The sequence below is a fragment of the Roseovarius sp. genome (genome assembly GCF_018066915.1).
Classification (GTDB): Bacteria; Pseudomonadota; Alphaproteobacteria; order Rhodobacterales; family Rhodobacteraceae; genus Roseovarius.
Genome location: NZ_JAGPVV010000098.1, coordinates 1 through 15,940, shown reverse-complemented (window position 1 = coordinate 15,940; position 15,940 = coordinate 1). Strand labels below are relative to the sequence as shown.

General features: G+C 63.4%; 15 protein-coding genes. 9 read left to right on the top strand and 6 right to left on the bottom strand.

Going from position 1 to position 15,940, the window contains the following annotated elements; translation table 11 throughout:
- The first annotated feature begins 28 nt into the window (after positions 1–28).
- From KBT70_RS05565 to KBT70_RS05540, 6 genes are read left to right on the top strand one after another with little or no spacing between them, the layout of a single operon-like run.
- Positions 29–469, top strand: coding sequence for a hypothetical protein (locus KBT70_RS05565; RefSeq protein WP_296629573.1), 441 nt, complete (start codon positions 29–31; stop codon positions 467–469).
- Positions 470–517: 48 nt separating this feature from the next.
- Positions 518–1,237 carry an ABC transporter ATP-binding protein gene (locus KBT70_RS05560; protein ID WP_296629571.1) on the top strand — a complete coding sequence of 240 codons (720 nt, stop codon included), beginning with the start codon at positions 518–520 and terminating at the stop codon, positions 1,235–1,237.
- Complete coding sequence (locus KBT70_RS05555; protein ID WP_296629568.1) at positions 1,234–2,025, top strand: ABC transporter permease; 792 nt, start codon at positions 1,234–1,236, stop codon at positions 2,023–2,025. Before KBT70_RS05560 ends, KBT70_RS05555 begins: the two co-directional genes overlap by 4 nt.
- 58 nt (positions 2,026–2,083) lie before the next feature.
- Complete coding sequence (locus KBT70_RS05550) at positions 2,084–2,806, top strand: response regulator transcription factor (protein ID WP_296629565.1); 723 nt, start codon at positions 2,084–2,086, stop codon at positions 2,804–2,806.
- 46 nt (positions 2,807–2,852) lie between these two features.
- Positions 2,853–4,019 (top strand): FIST N-terminal domain-containing protein, encoded by a 1,167-nt coding sequence (locus tag KBT70_RS05545; protein WP_296629563.1) that lies wholly within the window; start codon positions 2,853–2,855, stop codon positions 4,017–4,019.
- Positions 4,020–4,022: 3 nt separating this feature from the next.
- Positions 4,023–6,230, top strand: a complete 2,208-nt coding sequence (locus KBT70_RS05540) for a PAS-domain containing protein (RefSeq protein WP_296629560.1) — start codon at positions 4,023–4,025, stop codon at positions 6,228–6,230.
- Between the two features lie 10 nt (positions 6,231–6,240).
- Here KBT70_RS05540 and KBT70_RS05535 read toward each other — a convergent pair whose 3' ends face one another.
- Genes KBT70_RS05535 through KBT70_RS05525 form a run of 3 tightly spaced genes read right to left on the bottom strand, consistent with a single transcriptional unit; the run spans position 6,241 to position 9,845 of the window.
- Positions 6,241–7,389: an alpha-D-ribose 1-methylphosphonate 5-triphosphate diphosphatase gene (locus KBT70_RS05535; RefSeq protein WP_296629557.1), complete on the bottom strand. Its 1,149-nt coding sequence runs from the start codon at positions 7,387–7,389 to the stop codon at positions 6,241–6,243.
- Positions 7,390–7,391: 2 nt separating this feature from the next.
- Positions 7,392–8,120: an alpha/beta fold hydrolase gene (locus KBT70_RS05530; protein WP_296629556.1), complete on the bottom strand. Its 729-nt coding sequence runs from the start codon at positions 8,118–8,120 to the stop codon at positions 7,392–7,394.
- Between the two features lie 39 nt (positions 8,121–8,159).
- Complete coding sequence (locus KBT70_RS05525; RefSeq protein ID WP_296629553.1) at positions 8,160–9,845, bottom strand: thiamine pyrophosphate-binding protein; 1,686 nt, start codon at positions 9,843–9,845, stop codon at positions 8,160–8,162.
- Positions 9,846–9,969: 124 nt separating this feature from the next.
- Here KBT70_RS05525 and KBT70_RS05520 point away from each other — a divergent pair, with 124 nt between their 5' ends.
- A complete protein-coding gene (locus tag KBT70_RS05520) occupies positions 9,970–10,413 on the top strand; it encodes an NUDIX hydrolase (RefSeq protein ID WP_296629551.1) in 444 nt (147 codons plus the stop codon).
- Here the strand turns inward: KBT70_RS05520 and KBT70_RS05515 are convergent.
- The 3 genes from KBT70_RS05515 to KBT70_RS05505 all read right to left on the bottom strand — a co-directional run bounded on the left by KBT70_RS05515 (position 10,380) and on the right by KBT70_RS05505 (position 13,411).
- On the bottom strand, positions 10,380–11,258 hold the full coding sequence (locus KBT70_RS05515; RefSeq protein WP_296629549.1) for a DMT family transporter: 879 nt from the start codon (positions 11,256–11,258) through the stop codon (positions 10,380–10,382). The two genes, KBT70_RS05520 and KBT70_RS05515, sit on opposite strands and share 34 nt — an antisense overlap.
- 173 nt (positions 11,259–11,431) lie before the next feature.
- Positions 11,432–13,069: a chaperonin GroEL gene (gene groL / locus KBT70_RS05510; protein WP_296629548.1), complete on the bottom strand. Its 1,638-nt coding sequence runs from the start codon at positions 13,067–13,069 to the stop codon at positions 11,432–11,434.
- Positions 13,070–13,123: 54 nt separating this feature from the next.
- Complete coding sequence (locus KBT70_RS05505; protein ID WP_008281664.1) at positions 13,124–13,411, bottom strand: co-chaperone GroES; 288 nt, start codon at positions 13,409–13,411, stop codon at positions 13,124–13,126.
- 257 nt (positions 13,412–13,668) lie between these two features.
- Between KBT70_RS05505 and KBT70_RS05500 the strand changes: the two genes are divergently transcribed.
- Complete coding sequence (locus KBT70_RS05500; RefSeq protein ID WP_296629544.1) at positions 13,669–14,589, top strand: manganese-dependent inorganic pyrophosphatase; 921 nt, start codon at positions 13,669–13,671, stop codon at positions 14,587–14,589.
- A gap of 152 nt (positions 14,590–14,741) precedes the next feature.
- The coding region (locus KBT70_RS05495; protein ID WP_363270142.1) for an NADPH-dependent 2,4-dienoyl-CoA reductase at positions 14,742–15,940 on the top strand (1,199 nt) is incomplete at its 3' end.

The window sequence follows — 15,940 nt, the reverse complement described above, 5'->3', positions numbered from 1 at the left end:
GATCCAACAGGGAAGAGGGAAAAAACTTATGAAACATATACTGACCGCCGCTGCCTTTGCGATGCTGGCTGCCCCCGCTCATGCCGCACCACTCTGCGATGATCTGGGCTTTGCCGGTCTATTGGCGAAATGCAACCGTGGGGATGAGATTGCGGTCACGCTGGCCTCGGGCAAGCCACTGGGCGAGGGGCCGATCACCCTGCAGTCGGGGGCCTATTACGAGATGGAAATCACGGCCGATGGCAGCGCTGAATTGGCGCTGACGGGGCCGGAATTCTTTCGCGCGATCTGGATGGATGAGATCGTGATCAACGAGATCGAGATCCGCCCGATGGCGATCGACAGTTTCGAGTTCGATGATGCGGGCACGGCGGAGTTTTCATTCATCGCGATCAAGCCGGGTCGGTATAACCTCTTGATCCCCGGCACGACCGGCGACAGCCAGCGGCTCGAGTTCATCATTCAATAAGGTCGCGCCCCGGTCTATGGTAGGCCCCGGAGCAGGTAGGAACGCGGCATGACGGGGCTGAGGATCGAAGGGCTTGGATTTTCCTACGGGGCCAAGCGGGCCTTGGACGATGTAAGCTTTGAGGTGGGGCAGGGCGCGTTCTGTGCCCTGCTTGGCCCCAATGGCGCGGGGAAATCGACGCTTTTCGCGCTGTTGACGAGGCTTTTTACGACGCGTGAGGGGCGGATCATGGTGGCGGGCCATGATATCGCCACCAAGCCCCGGCAGGCGCTGGCGCGGATCGGGGTGGTGTTTCAACAACAGACGCTGGATCTCGACCTGAGCGTGCGGCGCAACCTGCGCTATTTTGCGGCGCTGCATGGGTTGGCGGGGCGCGCCGCAGAAATGCGGATCGAGGCGGCGCTGGAACGGATGGCGATGGGTGAGCGCGCGGATGAGTTGGCACGTGATCTGAACGGCGGGCACCGCAGGCGCACCGAGATTGCCCGCGCGCTGGTGCATCAACCGGCGGTTCTGCTCTTGGATGAGCCGACCGTGGGGCTGGATGCCGAGGCACGGCGCGCGATTACCGCCCATGTGCATGACCTCTGCGCCCATGACGGGCTGACCGCGCTCTGGGCCACGCATCTGACCGATGAGGTCTGGCCCGAGGATCGGTTGGTGATCCTACACCGGGGCTGCGTGCTGGCCGATGGCATCACCCGTGACATTGCCGGGCATGAGGGGCTGACCGAGCGGTTTCTAAGCCTGACAGGGGCGCCCGCATGAGGGCGCTCTTGATTGCGCTGGCGGCGATTGTGACGCGTGAGGCGTTGCGATTTGCGCGGCAACGCTCGCGGTTTGTCTCGGCCTTGGTGCGGCCCCTCGTGTGGCTGGTGGTCTTTGCCGCCGGGTTTCGGGCGGCGCTCGGCCTGTCGATCATCCCGCCCTATCAGACCTATATCACCTATGAGACCTATATCGTGCCGGGGCTCTGCGGCATGATCCTGTTGTTCAACGGCATGCAATCCTCGCTCAGTCTGGTCTATGACCGGGAAATGGGGTCGATGCGGCTGTTGCTGACCAGCCCTTTGCCGCGTTGGTGGCTCTTGTTCGCCAAGATCCTCGCGGGCACTGCCGTGTCGGTGCTGCAATGCTATGCGTTTTTGGGCATTGCGGCGGCGATGGGGATCAAGATGCCGGTGATGGGCTATCTCTATGTGCTGCCCGCGCTGATCCTTGGCGGGGTGATGCTGGGCGCGCTTGGTGTGGCGCTCTCGTCCTTCATCAGCCAGATGGAGAATTTCGCGGGCGTGATGAATTTCGTGATCTTTCCGACGTTTTTCATGTCTACCGCGCTCTATCCGCTGTGGCGGATGGCCGAGAGTTCGGTTCTGTTGCGCGATATCTGCGCGGTCAATCCGTTCAGCCATGCGGTCGAGTTGATCCGCTTTGCGCTCTATGGGCAATTCAACGGCATGGCGCTCTTGTGGACGGCGCTGGCAAGTCTGGTCTTTCTTGGTCTGGCGCTCTGGGGCTATGATCCGGGGCGCGGGTTGATGCGGCGGCGGGGCTGAGAGGCCTCAGACCTTGGTGTGAGTAGGCCCGCGCGTGGGCCTTTGCTAGGATGATCGAATGACACCGAAAACGGCGCATATTCCCGGCACCCGTCCCGCACCTGCGGGGCCGGGGCGTTTTACGACGGCGTTGATCGTCGACGATCATCCGCTGTTTTGCGATGCGCTGTCGATGACGCTGAAATCGGTGGCGGGGATTGCCCGGATCGACACCGCCGAGAGCCTCGATCAGGCACTGGCGATGGTGGCCGAGAATGGCCCCCCCGATATCATCGTGCTCGACCTCAACCTGCCGGATGTGAGCGGGCTGGATGGGCTTGCGCGGCTGCGGGCGGTGGCGGGTGCGACACCGATCGTGGTCGTATCCTCGATGTCCGAGAGCCGGATGGTCTGTTCGGTGATCCACGCAGGCGCGGCAGGCTTCGTGCCCAAACACAGCCAGCGGCCGGTGTTTCGTGCCGCGTTCGAGGCGATTGCGGCGGGCGAGATTTTCCTGCCCGAGGGCGTAGTCCTGACCAAAACGCAAGAGCAGCCGGTCAATGACCGCGACGAGGCGGTCGAACGTCTGGCGCATCTGACGCGGCAGCAGGCGCGCATCCTTCAGTTGATCTGCGAGGGGCGGCTGAACAAGCAGATCGCCTATGAGTTGTCGATTGCCGAAACCACGGTCAAGACCCATGTCACCGCCATCATGCGCAAGCTGGGGGTCCAGACGCGCACTCAGGCGGTGCTGATCGCGCAGATGGCCAGCTTCTCTAACGTCTTGCGCGAGGTGGAGTAAGCGGATTACGCTCTGACCGGGGTGGAGGACCCCAAGGGGAGGAGCCATGGACAGCAGCCTGTCAGAGCTGATGCTGGGCGATGACGCCATCGTTACGCGCGCCGAGGTGCCGCATGATGCCTGCGACCCCATTGGCACCCTGCGCCGGGCCATGGGCGATGTGCGGCTGGCACTTGTCCTGTTCTTTGTCACGCCAGAGGCGGATTTCGAAGGGCTGATGGCCGAGGCTGCCCGCGTTTTTGTCGATAGCCGCTGTGTCGGCTGCACCACCGCCGGTGAAATCGGGATGAGCGGCTATTCCGAGGGTAGTATCGTGGCCGTGGGCTTTGCCGCAGATCATTTCCACGCGGTCTTGCAGGTCGTGACGCCGCTGTCGGAACTGGACAGCACCGCCTGCGTTTCCCAGACGGTGCGGGCACGAGCGTGGCTGGCCACGCAGGCGGGCGAGTGCCTGCCCAACGAATTTGCCTTTCTGGCGGTCGATGGATTGTCGCTCAAGGAAGATGAGCTGGTTGCGGCCATCGCGGCGGGGCTGGGGCCGATGCCGCTATTTGGTGGATCGGCGGCGGATGGCGAGCGGTTCGCGCAGACACTGATTTCCTGTGATGGGGTGACGCTGCACAATGCCGCCGTGGTCTGTCTCATGCGCACCGATTGCCCGGTGCGGGTGTTTCGGCTCGATCATTTCCAGCCCACAGACCGGCGCATGGTGGTGACGGATGCCGACCCCGCGCGCCGTATCGTGCATCAGATCAATGCCGAGGTGGCGGCGCAGGAATATGCCCGAATCCTTGGCTGTCGGATTGACGAATTGACGCCCTCGACCTTTGCCGAAAACCCGGTGGTGGTGCGGATCGGCGGCCAGCATCACGTGCGCGCCATTCAGCGCGCCGAGGCCAATGGCGACCTGCAGTTCTTTTCCGCGATTGACGAGGGGCTGGTTCTGACCCTCGCGCAGTCGCAGGATATGGCGGCGCATCTGGAGCGTGAACTGGCCGGGTTGGGGATCGAGACGCCGCCGCTGACAGTGCTGGCCTGTGATTGCATCCTGCGCCGGACCGAAGTGCAGCAGCGCCAGATCGGACCCGAGATTTCGCGTATTCTGGCCGCGCATCGCGTGGTTGGATTTTCCACCTATGGCGAGCAGATCAACGGCTTGCATGTCAATCAGACCATGACAGGGGTGGCGATCTATCCCCCCATCGGGCGCTAGGCCATGTCGGCGGCGCTGATTGACAATTCCGACCCGCTGGATCGGCAGAACGGCAAGCTGCTCAAGATCATCGAAGTCTTGATGCGCCGGGTCGAGCAGGTGACGGATGACGGCGGTGCCGCCTATGCGCATTTCGAACGGGCGGTGATCCTCGAGGATCAGATCAGCGAACGCACCCGCGATCTGGAACATGCGCTCGACCTGCTCAACGAATCCAATGCGCAACTGGCACAAGCGATCCGGCAGGCCGAGCGGGCGCGCTCGGACCTCGCCAATGCCATTGAGACGATTCAGGAAGGGTTCGCGCTCTTTGACAGCGACGGGCGGTTGGTGCTGAACAACAGCCGCTTTGGCATGTATATGCCCGATCTGGTGGCCGAATTGCGCCCCGGTCTGGAGTTCGCCGATTACGTGCGCCACGCGAGCCAAAGCCGGTTTCTGGAATTGCCCGACATGCAGAGCCGGGGCGATTGGGCGGCGCGGCGGATGCAGTTGCATCAGGAAAAGCATGTGATGTTCAACCTCAACCTGACCGGCGATTGCTGGGTTCAGGTCAGCGAGCATCGCACCCGCGACGGACAAACGGTGATCCTGCAAACCGACATCACCGATATCATCCGGCTGGAACGGCGCGAGCGTGGCAAGCTCTTGGATGATCAGGCGCAATTGATCCGCGCCACGCTCGAGCATATCGACCAAGGGGTGTGCATCTTTGACCGCAGCGGGCAGTTGCGCGGCTGGAACCAGAACGCCGGCAGCATGCTATCGATCCCGATTTCGCGGTTTCGGGTGGGCATCGAATTCGATGTGATCCTGCGGCGCATCGGCAGCGATTTCGAGATCGAGGGCAGCCTGAGCGCGCGCGATATCGCGGTCTGGGTCGCGGCGCAGGACCGGCGCGCGCCGCTGCGGTTCTATATGCGCTCAGGCACACACAAGACGCTGGATGTCTTTGCCCGGCAGATGCCCGACCGCGGCTTTGTCATCAGTTTCTCGGATGTGACGGCAGAACGCGCCGCCGCGCGCGCGCTTGCCCATGCCAATGAGCGGCTGGAACAGCGGGTGCGCGACCGCACGCTGGAGTTGGAGGATGCCTTGGCCAAGGCCGAGCGCGCCAATGCCTCGAAATCGCGGTTCGTGGCGGCGGCGAGCCATGATCTGCGCCAGCCGCTTTCGGCGGCGCGGCTCTATCTTGCGTCCTTGCAAGACGAACTGGCCAGCGACGATCACCGCGTCTTGATGGACAAGGCGCAGCGCGCGCTGACCAGCGTCGAGGATATCATCGACGCGCTGCTCGATATTTCGCGGCTCGAATCGGGCCATGTCGAGGTTGATGTGACCCATGTGCCGCTTCGCCGGATCATGGACCAATTGATCGACGAATTCGCTCCGATTGCCGCGCTCAAGGGGTTGGACCTGCGCTATGTGCCCTGCGCTGCCATGGTCGAGAGCGATGCGAGCTATTTGCGGCGCGTGTTGCAGAACCTGATTGCCAATGCCATCCGCTACACGCCCTCGGGCCGGGTGCTGGTGGGCGCACGGCGGCAGGGGCGCAATCTGCGGCTTGAGGTGCGCGACACCGGGCCGGGGATCGCACTGGCCGATCAGGACCGCATTTTTCAGGAATTCCATCGGCTTGATGCGCATGTCAGCGCGTCCGAGGGCATGGGCCTAGGGCTGGCTATCGTGGACCGGGCCTGCGCGCTCTTGGGGCATCCGTTGGAGTTGCGCTCGGACTTGGGCTGTGGGGCCTGTTTCAGCGTGACCGTGCCGCTGGTCTCTGTGGGCCGCAGCGGGCCAGAGACGCGGGGCGGTGGCGGTGGCGTGCGGGCGCGGGATGCGCTTGAGGGGCGGATCGTGCTCTTGATCGAAAATGACCCGGACCTGCGCCACGCGCTCACGCTGCTCTTGCGCGGTTGGGGCGCGGATGTGGTCGAGGCGGGCAATCTCTTTGAGGCGTTGACGCAGCTCGCCGATCTTGGGCTCAGCCCCGATGCGATGCTGGTGGATTACGAGCTGGACGAGGGTGTGCGCGGGCCGGATGTGATCGCGCGGATCATCGCGCGGCACGGGGCCATTCCGGCGCGGATCATCACCGGGCATCTGACGGCGGACATGCACGTGCATTGTCGCGCGGCGGGGCTTGAGGTGTTGCCGAAACCCATTGATCCGGCACAGCTTGAGGCGTTTCTGGTGGCGGCGGTGGAGTGAGGCGCGCAGCCTATCCGATAAAGCGGCGTGCTGCGTCGCCTGCCAGATAGCTGATCCGCCCCTCGGCCATGGTCGCCACCACGCGGCGCGTCTCGGGCGCGAGGACCACCAGATCGGCGCGCAGGCCGGGTTGGATCGCGCCGCGATCCGTCAGGCCCAAGAGCCGCGCCGGACCAGATGAAATCAGCCCCCAACCGGTTGCCAGATCGCAGATCCCGCCATCGGCCAAGAGAAACGCCGCGCGCCGCAGCGAGGGGTAATGATAATCCGAGGCCAGCGCATCCACGAGGCCCATGGCCACCAGATCGACCGCGCTGACATTGCCCTTGTGTGACCCCCCCCGCACCAGATTGGGCGCGCCCATGATGACATGATCGCCGCCCGCGCGCGCCTCTTCGGCGGCCTCGAGTGTTTCGGGAAACTCGGCGATGGTCATGCCACGTGCGCGCGCCAGCCTGCGGCCCTCGGCGGTGGAATCGTCATGGCTGCCCAGTCGCACGCCGCGCGCCGCCAAGGCGCTGCTCAGCTGCTTCAGCGCCGGGCCTACCTCGGGCAGGCGCGCGTGCAGGCCTTGGATGAACTCCAGATGCTTTTCAGGGTTGCGCCCGATGCGCAGCGCCTGACCGGTCAGCCCCTGAGGTCGCTTGCCCGCGGCAAGCGCCGCATGCGGCAGGTGATCGTTGAACACGAGATAGGTGATGCCATGCCGCGCGACCATATCCTCGACCGCGCCATATTCATCCAGCAGGGACATTTCAAACCGCAGTTGCGCGTGCAGGTCGGTCTCGACGCACTCGCGCACCTCGGCCAGCGCGGCAAAGACCTGATCGGCGAATTCCGGCCCGCGCATGCCGCCTTCCCAGCTGTAGAATTGCGCCAGAACGGCGGTGGTGATGCCATTGGCGGCCAATTCCGCCTCGGTGGCGATCATGCCTTGGGCAAGGTCCTTCATCGCGCCGCGCCGGGGGGCCAGATGCCGCTCGAACCCGTCGCCATGGACATCGACGATGCCGGGCAGGATCATGTAGCCGCTCAGGTCCACCGTGCGACCCAGAGGGGTATCGGCAATCCGCCCGCCGCTGAGCGAGAGGTCGCGGGTGGTCAGCCCCTCGGGCGTCAGAACCTGCGCCCCGCGCAGGGTGATCTCAAGCGCCGTCATCGTCACCTCCGCCCCAAGAGCACATCACCAAGGGTCAGGCCATGGTTGAATTGCCCATGCTCCAGAAACTCCTCGACCTGCGCGATCACGAGGGGGTTGTTCATCAGAAATGTATGCGTCACCGGAAGGGTGATGTGATCCGCCATCCCTTCGACCCGTGTCGAGGCGACCGAGACCTTGCCATCGTCCGGCCCGTCGATCAGGCTGGAGAAATAGGGGTTGAGCGAGCGGGTGCCCGCGATCACCCCCAGTTCGAAATCCACCGGCGGCAGGTTTTCCGGCACGCCGCCTGCCCCGGTTTTCAGTTGCAGCCCGGCAGGTCCATTGAGCCAACGAAAAAGCTCGAGCCCGCCCAGTTCATCCACCAATTCGCTGCCATGGTTGGGCGGGGCCAGCATCACGACCCGGCCCATCTGTGCCGGGCGGTTGTCCTTGAGCCAGAGGCGCAAGAGGATGCCGCCCATCGAATGGGTGACGAAATGCACCCGCGTCGCGCCACAGACCCGCACCGCAAAGGGTAGGGTTTCGCGGGCAAGCCGCTCGATTTCCTCTTCGGTCGAGGGGTAATCGGGGGTGAACACGTCATAGCCGCGCGCCTCGAGCACCTCTTGCAGGATCACAAAGGACGCATCAGAGCGCGCCAGCCCATGCAAGAGCACCACGCAATCGGCCCGCGCCGTCGTGGTCCAGAGGGCCAGGATCAGGCCTGCAAGGATGGTCAATCTGCTCATGCCGCCCCCATAGGCGCAAATGCGTGGTCTGAACAGAGGTTACATGCCGTCGCGTTTGCGCAGGCCAGCCGCGCGCATTTGGCTTAGCGTCACGCGGGGTGTCAGCGCCTCGGGCGAGATCACAAGATCGAGCACGGCACCGGTCGGCGAGGCACAGGCGCGCGCAAAGGCGTCTGCGAAATCCTCGGTCCGCTCTACCCGTTCGCCGTGAAAGCCATAGGCGCGCGCAAGGGCGGAAAAATCCGGGTTGACCATGTCGGTGCCCGAGACGCGCTCGGGATAGTTGCGCTCCTGATGGGCGCGGATGGTGCCGTAGATGCCGTTGTTGAGGATGAGGATCACAGGCTGGGCCCCCGCCTGCGCGGCGGTGGCCAGTTCCTGAGCGGTCATCTGGAAATCGCCATCCCCGGCAAAGCAAACGACGCGACGCTCAGGGTGCATGACCTTGGCGGCAATCGCCGCCGGGATGCCATAACCCATAGCCCCCGATTGCGGGGCCAAGAGGCGCATTGCGGCCCCGTATTTCAGGAACCGCCCGGACCAGATCGCGAAATTTCCCGCGCCGTTGGTGATGATCGCATCCTCGGGCAGCACGTCACGCAAATAGGCTGTCACCTTGCCCATATCGACGGGCGAGGGCAGGTCGGGCAGATCAAATCCCGCCTCATAGCCCGCGCGCGCCTCGGTGCGCCAAGCGGCCCAATCGCCCGTCACAGGCCCGCCCGCGTTCAGCGCGCGCGCAAAGGCATTTGGCCCCGCCTGAATGCCCAGTTCCGGTTGATAGACCTTGCCCAGTTCCAGATCAGAGCCATGCACATGGATGAGGTGCTGGCGCGGCTCTGGCAGGTCAAACACCGTGTAACCATCGGTGGAGTTTTCACCAAAGCGGTTGTTGATCGCCAGAATCACATCGGCCTCAGCCAAGAGGCGGCGCACATTGGGCACCATGCCCACCCCCGCTTCGCCACAAAAGACCGGGGCGTGATTGTCGAACTGGTCCTGATAGCGAAAGACCGAAACGACCGGGATATTCGACCCGGTTGCAAAGTCATGCAAGGCCGCGCGCCCCGCGTCTGTCCAGTTGCATCCGCCATAGAGGATCAGAGGCCGCTTGGCCCCGGCCAGCATCGCGCGCGCGCGGCCCACGGCCTCTGCGCCCGGCTCCGGTTCTGGATAATCCCCCGGCCCGGAGAGTGCCGCGACCTCGGTCAGATCGGTCAGCATATCCTCGGGCAGGGCCACCACCACCGGCCCCGGTCGCCCCGTTACGGCGGTTTTCCATGCTCGTGCCACGATTTCGGGGATGCGGCCCACCTGATCAATCTCGACCGCCCATTTCACCATCGTGCCAAAGACGGCGCGGTAATCGAGCTCTTGAAACGCCTCGCGCCCCTTCATGTCGGTGCCGACTTGGCCCACAAAGAGGATCATCGGCGCGCTGTCCTGCATCGCGGTATGCACCCCGATTGCGGCATTGGTCGCCCCCGGTCCGCGCGTCACCCAACAGATGCCGGGACGGCCCGTCAACTTGCCATAGGCAGCGGCCATGAATGCGGCTCCGCCCTCTTGACGGCAGAGCGTGAAATCAAGCCGCCCGGCGGTGTCATGCAGCGCATCCAGCACCGCAAGATAGCTCTCGCCCGGCACGCCGAACGAATGCCGCGCGCCCAGTGCAAGCAGACACTCCACCAGCAATTGCCCCCCGTTGCGTGTGTTGTGTCCCATGTGCTGCTCCTGTGTTCTAGTCGCGCGCAAGCTGGCCCAAGGCAGGGGGCAAAGACAACCCCTTTTCACTCGGCGGCCTGCCGCTTAGGGTCAGGGTCGTTCGCGTCTTACCTCAGGTCCGCCCATGCCCTCGCCCCGTCTTGCCGCCCGCGCCGTGATTGTGGATCAGGGGCGACTGTTGCTGGTCAATGCCTATGCCGATGCCGCCAGCACGCTCTGGTGCGCGCCCGGTGGCGGTGTCGAGGTGGGCACATCGCTGCCCGACAACCTGATACGCGAGGTTTATGAAGAGACCGGATTGACGATCCGCGTAGGCCCGCCCTGCCTGATCAACGAGTTTCACGCGCCCGCCACCTGCTTTCATCAGGTCGAGGTGTTCTTTCGCTGCACGGTGGTTGCGGGCACGCTCTCGAACGATTGGCGCGACCCGGAAGCGATCGTCAGCCGCCGCCGGTGGGTGACAGAGGCAGAGATGAGGGACTTGCGGATCAAGCCTGACAGCCTTGCGCGCGTCGCGTTTCAGCGTGGGATGGGTTACGACCCCTTGGAGGAAATTGTTGGTCCCTGAGCGCGCCGGGGGATCACCGAGACCGCAACGCCGCCCAGCACCAGCACGCTTGCCAGCACGAACTCGGCGCTCAGCGCCTCGCCCAGAAAGAGCATGCCGCCCGCCATGGCGATCACCGGCACGGTCAGTTGCGCCACCGCAGCAACCGAGGCGGCCAGCCGCGGCAAGAGGCTATACCAGAGCGCATAGCCAAGCCCGGATGTCACTGCCCCCGACAGCACCGCGAGCATGACGCCCTGCGGCCCGATCACGAGCCCCTCGGCCCCCTTGGGCACCAGCCAGCCAACCAAGAGGCCTATAGGTGCCGCCCAGATGAAATTTGCGGCTGTTGCCATCAGCGCATCGCCTGACCGTCGCCCGTTCAGCGAATAGACACCCCAGCCCACGCCCGCCGCCGCCATCAAGAGACCGTGGAGCACGCTGACCTGTGGTCCCGCGCCGGGCCAGAGCAGCCACGCAAGCCCGCCAAAGGCCATTGCGGCCCCGATCCAGCGCCGCGCAGGCATCGCCTCGCGCGCCAGAAGACCGCCTGCGAACATGGTGATCTGCACCACGCCAAAGAGGATCAGTGCGCCCAGACCGGCATCCAGCGCCCGGTAAGCCATGGAAAACCCGTAGAGATAGACCAAGAGCGCCAGCACCCCGATGGCGCGCCCCGGTCCCAAGAACCGCAGCCCGCCGCGCAGCATGAGGCACAACAGCCCCAGCACCACGGCGCCAGAGATCAGCCGGATCACCCCGAAACTGACCGCATCTATCGTCCCACCGGCGATGGCCATCCGGTTCAGGACCGAATTGGCGGCAAAGGCGATCATGGTGAGGGCGGTCAAGAGAAAGAGGCGCATGCCCCTTGCTACCTGCTGGGGCGCACCGCGTATAGTCAGAGTATCGTGAGGCGCATTGCTTTCACTGTTCTTCAAATACTCAAAGTCGATACCGCGCCAGCGTGCGCACCGTGCAAAAGAAAAGGGGCCGCCCAAAGGCAGCCCCGATCCGATAGCATGTTGCCAAGCGTGGCTTACATCATGCCGCCCATGCCGCCCATGTCGGGCATGCCGCCACCGGCGTTCTCTTTTTGCGGCTTGTCGGCCACCATCGCTTCGGTGGTGATCAAGAGGCCAGCGATCGAAGACGCATCTTCAAGCGCGGTGCGGACAACCTTGGCCGGGTCGATGACGCCAAACTTGAACATGTCGCCATATTCGTCGGTCTGGGCATTGTAGCCGAACTTGGGGTCTGCGCTCTCGCGGACTTTGCCTGCAACGACGGACCCGTCGACACCGGCATTCTCTGCGATCTGGCGCAGCGGCGCTTCGAGCGCGCGGCGCACGATGGCGATACCGGCGTTCTGGTCGCTGTTGGCACCTTCAAGACCGGCCAGTTTCTTGGCCGCCTGAACCAGAGCCACACCACCGCCGACAACGATGCCTTCTTGCACGGCTGCGCGGGTTGCGTTGAGCGCGTCATCGACGCGATCCTTGCGCTCTTTCACTTCGATTTCGGTCATGCCACCGACGCGGATCACGGCAACGCCACCGGCCAGCTTGGCCACGCGCTCTTGCAGCTTTTCGCGGTCGTAGTCCGAAGTGGTGTCCTCGATCTGCTGACGGATCTGGCTGACCCGTGCTTCGATCTCGGCCTTTTCGCCTGCGCCATCGACGATGGTGGTCGCGTCCTTGGTGATTGACACCTTCTTGGCGCGGCCCAGCATGTCCATGCCGACATTCTCAAGCTTCATGCCGAGGTCTTCGCTGATCACCTGACCACCGGTCAGAATGGCGATGTCCTGCAGCATGGCCTTGCGACGGTCGCCAAAGCCGGGGGCCTTGACGGCAGCGATCTTGAGGCCGCCACGCAGCTTGTTCACGACGAGGGTTGCGAGGGCTTCGCCTTCGACATCCTCGGCAATGATCAGGAGCGGTTTCTGCGACTGGATCACTTGCTCGAGCAGCGGAACCATCGGCTGAAGGCTCGAGAGTTTCTTCTCGTGCAGCAGGATGAGGCAGTCTTCAAGGTCTGCGATCATCTTGTCGGCGTTGGTCACGAAATAGGGGCTGAGGTAGCCACGGTCGAACTGCATGCCCTCGACCACGTCGGTCTCGGTCTCGAGGCCTTTGTTCTCTTCGACGGTGATGACACCCTCGTTCCCGACTTTCTGCATTGCTTCTGCGATCTGACGGCCGATTTCGGCTTCGCCATTGGCAGAGATGGTGCCGACCTGCGCCACTTCGGCGCTGTCGCTGACGGGGCGCGATGCGGCCTTGATGGCCTCGACAACCTTGCTGGTGGCCAGATCAATGCCACGCTTGAGGTCCATCGGGTTCATGCCGGCGGCAACCGCCTTCATGCCTTCCTTGACGATGGCCTGAGCCAGAACCGTCGCGGTGGTGGTGCCATCGCCGGCCTCGTCATTGGTGCGGCTGGCGACTTCTTTCACCATCTGCGCGCCCATGTTTTCGAACTTGTCTTCCAGTTCGATTTCCTTGGCAACCGACACACCGTCCTTGGTGATGCGCGGGGCGCCAAAGGATTTGTCCAGAACCACGTTCCGGCCTTTGGGGCCGAGCGTGACTTTGACCGCATCGGCCAGAATGTTCACGCCCTTGAGCATGCGATTGCGGGCGTCGGTATTAAAGCGTACGTCTTTTGCAGCCATTTGAGGTGCTCCCGTGTTTGATTTCCGGTTGGATCAGCGTGAGGGGGAATGCCCTTACGAAATCACGCCCAGAATGTCGCTTTCCTTCATGATCAACAGCTCTTCGCCGTCGACCGTCACTTCAGTGCCAGACCATTTGCCGAACAGAATGGTATCGCCGGCCTTGACGGCCATTGCGATCAGTTCGCCATTGTCCTTGCGGGCGCCATCGCCGCAGGACACCACTTGGCCCTGGCTCGGTTTTTCCTTGGCGCTGTCGGGAATGATCAACCCGCCCGCGGTTTTAGCTTCGCTCTCAACGCGGCGGACAAGCACGCGGTCATGCAGCGGTTTAAATGCCATCTCTGAGGCTCCTTGGCTCAAAGTTACTCCCTGATGATCCCAACTCGGGGATCATTAGCACTCATGGGGTTCGAGTGCTAACGGCGCATAGCTAGGGAGTGCGTCGAGGCGAGTCAACCGTTTTGATCCGCAAAAATCTGCTTTTCCGCCGCCCCCGCATCGGGATTTTATGCCGCAGCGCAGCATCGGGCAGGTGACAAGCTGTGCCCATCCTCCTATAAGGCGCGCAAACCCGTATCAATGACAGGATTACCCCCATGACCACGCTTGTTTTCGGCCATAAATCGCCCGACACCGATTCCACCGGTTCGCCCATTCTCTGGGCCTGGTATCTCAACGAGGTGAAGGGCGGACAGGCCGAAGCTGTCCTCTTGGGCGAGCCCAACACCGAGGCCGCCTTTCTTTTGCAGAAATGGGACCTGCCCAAGCCGCGCATCATTTCCGATGTCGAGGCCGGTCAGCCCTGCGTGATCGTTGATACCAACAACCCGGCAGAACTGCCTGCCAATGTGAACAATGCCGATATTCAGGCGATCATCGACCATCACAAACTGGTGGGCGGGCTGGAAACCAAGGGCCCGATCGACATCACCGTGCGTCCGCTGGCCTGCACCGCGACCATCATGCTAGACCTGATGGGCGATGATGCCGCGAAAATGCCCGCTTGGGCCAAGGGCACGGCGCTGACCTGCATCTTGTCGGACACGCTCGAATTCCGTTCGCCCACCACCACCCCGCATGATCGCGCCGTGGCCGAGAAACTGGCCGCTGATCTGGGCATTTCCATCCCCGATTACGCCGCCGAGATGTTCGCGGCGAAATCCGATGTCTCGGCCTTTTCCGATGCCGAACTCTTGCGCATGGATTCCAAGGAATACGAAGTGGGCGGCAAGTCGTTCCGCGTGAGCGTGCTGGAAACCACGTCGCCCGCCATCGTGCTCGACCGCAAGGCAAGCCTGATGGAGAGCATGAAAACCGTCGCCGCCGAGGATGGCGTCGATCAGGTGCTGCTCTTTGTGGTCGATATCCTGAACGAAGAGGCCACGCTCCTTGTGCCCAACGATCTGGTCAAGACCGTTGCCGAAAAGAGCTTTGGCGCGACTGTGTCGGGCGATGCCGTGGTCCTGCCGGGCATCATGAGCCGCAAGAAGCAGATCATCCCCAATCTGGCGCTCTGAGCGTCGCATAGCGATTTAGAGGGGGGCCGCCGATGGGCGGCCCTTTTCGTTTCAGAGGATCAAATCCGACCGCAGATGCCATAACGCAGCGTTCCGGGGTGACAAGATCGCGGTGCCGCGCCATGGTGCGAGGCAGCCAAGGGAGGTTAGCCATGTCCGATTATCCGCATCTTCTGAGCCCGCTCGATCTGGGGCATGTGACGCTCAAGAATCGCGTGCTGATGGGGTCGATGCACACCGGACTTGAGGAAACCCGCGACTGGAATCGGGTGGCTGAATTCTACGCCGCGCGGGCACGCGGCGGTGTTGGCCTCATGGTCACGGGCGGCATGGCCCCAAATCGCGAGGGCGGCGTGTTTCCCGGTGCCGCGGGGCTCTTTACGCCCGAGGATATCGCCAATCACCGGATCGTCACCGACCGGGTGCATGAGGCAGGTGGTCTCATTGCGATGCAGATCCTGCATGCCGGGCGCTATGCCTATGGCAAGGAATGTGTGAGCGCCTCGGCCATCAAGTCACCGATTTCCCCCTTTACGCCACGCGAACTGGACGAGGAGGGGATCGAAAAGCAGATCGCAGATATCGTCACCGCCGCCGCGCGTGCGCGCGAAGCAGGCTATGACGGGGTCGAAATCATGGGCTCAGAGGGATATTTCCTCAACCAATTCCTTGTGACCCATACCAACAAGCGCACGGATCGCTGGGGCGGCTCCTATGAAAATCGCATGCGCCTGCCGATCGAGGTGGTGCGGCGGGCGCGGGCGGCGGTGGGGTCTGACTTCATCATCATCTATCGTCTCAGCATGATTGATCTGGTGCCGGGCGGCAGCACCCACGACGAGGTGGTGCAACTGGCGCAAGAGATCGAGCGCGCAGGTGCCTCGATCCTCAACACCGGCATCGGCTGGCATGAGGCGCGGATTCCCACGATTGCGACCAGCGTGCCGCGTGCGGGTTTTGCCTGGGTCACGAAAAAGCTGATGGGCAAGGTGGGGATTCCCGTCATCACCTCGAACCGGATCAACACGCCCGAAGTGGGCGAGGCGGTGCTTGCAAGCGGGGCCGCCGACATGGTCAGCATGGCGCGGCCGTTTCTGGCGGATGCAGAATTCGTCAACAAGGCGGCGGCGGGGCGCAGCGCCACGATAGCGCCTTGCATTGCCTGCAATCAGGCGTGCCTCGATCACACATTCTCGGGCAAGCTGACGTCTTGTCTGGTCAATCCGCGCGCCTGCCATGAGACGGAATTGGTAATTGCGCCCGCAGAAATGCCCAAGCGGATTGCCGTGGTCGGTGCGGGGCCTGCCGGCCTCTCTGCGGCGATTACGGCGGCGGGGCGGGGGCATCAGGT

Coding starts and splice junctions, on each gene's coding strand:
- KBT70_RS05565 (WP_296629573.1), top strand. CDS start 29: ATGAAACATATACTGACCGCCGCTGCCTTTGCGATGCTGGCTGCCCCC.
- KBT70_RS05560 (WP_296629571.1), top strand. CDS start 518: ATGACGGGGCTGAGGATCGAAGGGCTTGGATTTTCCTACGGGGCCAAG.
- KBT70_RS05555 (WP_296629568.1), top strand. CDS start 1,234: ATGAGGGCGCTCTTGATTGCGCTGGCGGCGATTGTGACGCGTGAGGCG.
- KBT70_RS05550 (WP_296629565.1), top strand. CDS start 2,084: ATGACACCGAAAACGGCGCATATTCCCGGCACCCGTCCCGCACCTGCG.
- KBT70_RS05545 (WP_296629563.1), top strand. CDS start 2,853: ATGGACAGCAGCCTGTCAGAGCTGATGCTGGGCGATGACGCCATCGTT.
- KBT70_RS05540 (WP_296629560.1), top strand. CDS start 4,023: ATGTCGGCGGCGCTGATTGACAATTCCGACCCGCTGGATCGGCAGAAC.
- KBT70_RS05535 (WP_296629557.1), bottom strand. CDS start 7,389: ATGACGGCGCTTGAGATCACCCTGCGCGGGGCGCAGGTTCTGACGCCC.
- KBT70_RS05530 (WP_296629556.1), bottom strand. CDS start 8,120: ATGAGCAGATTGACCATCCTTGCAGGCCTGATCCTGGCCCTCTGGACC.
- KBT70_RS05525 (WP_296629553.1), bottom strand. CDS start 9,845: ATGGGACACAACACACGCAACGGGGGGCAATTGCTGGTGGAGTGTCTG.
- KBT70_RS05520 (WP_296629551.1), top strand. CDS start 9,970: ATGCCCTCGCCCCGTCTTGCCGCCCGCGCCGTGATTGTGGATCAGGGG.
- KBT70_RS05515 (WP_296629549.1), bottom strand. CDS start 11,258: ATGCGCCTCTTTCTCTTGACCGCCCTCACCATGATCGCCTTTGCCGCC.
- groL (WP_296629548.1), bottom strand. CDS start 13,069: ATGGCTGCAAAAGACGTACGCTTTAATACCGACGCCCGCAATCGCATG.
- KBT70_RS05505 (WP_008281664.1), bottom strand. CDS start 13,411: ATGGCATTTAAACCGCTGCATGACCGCGTGCTTGTCCGCCGCGTTGAG.
- KBT70_RS05500 (WP_296629544.1), top strand. CDS start 13,669: ATGACCACGCTTGTTTTCGGCCATAAATCGCCCGACACCGATTCCACC.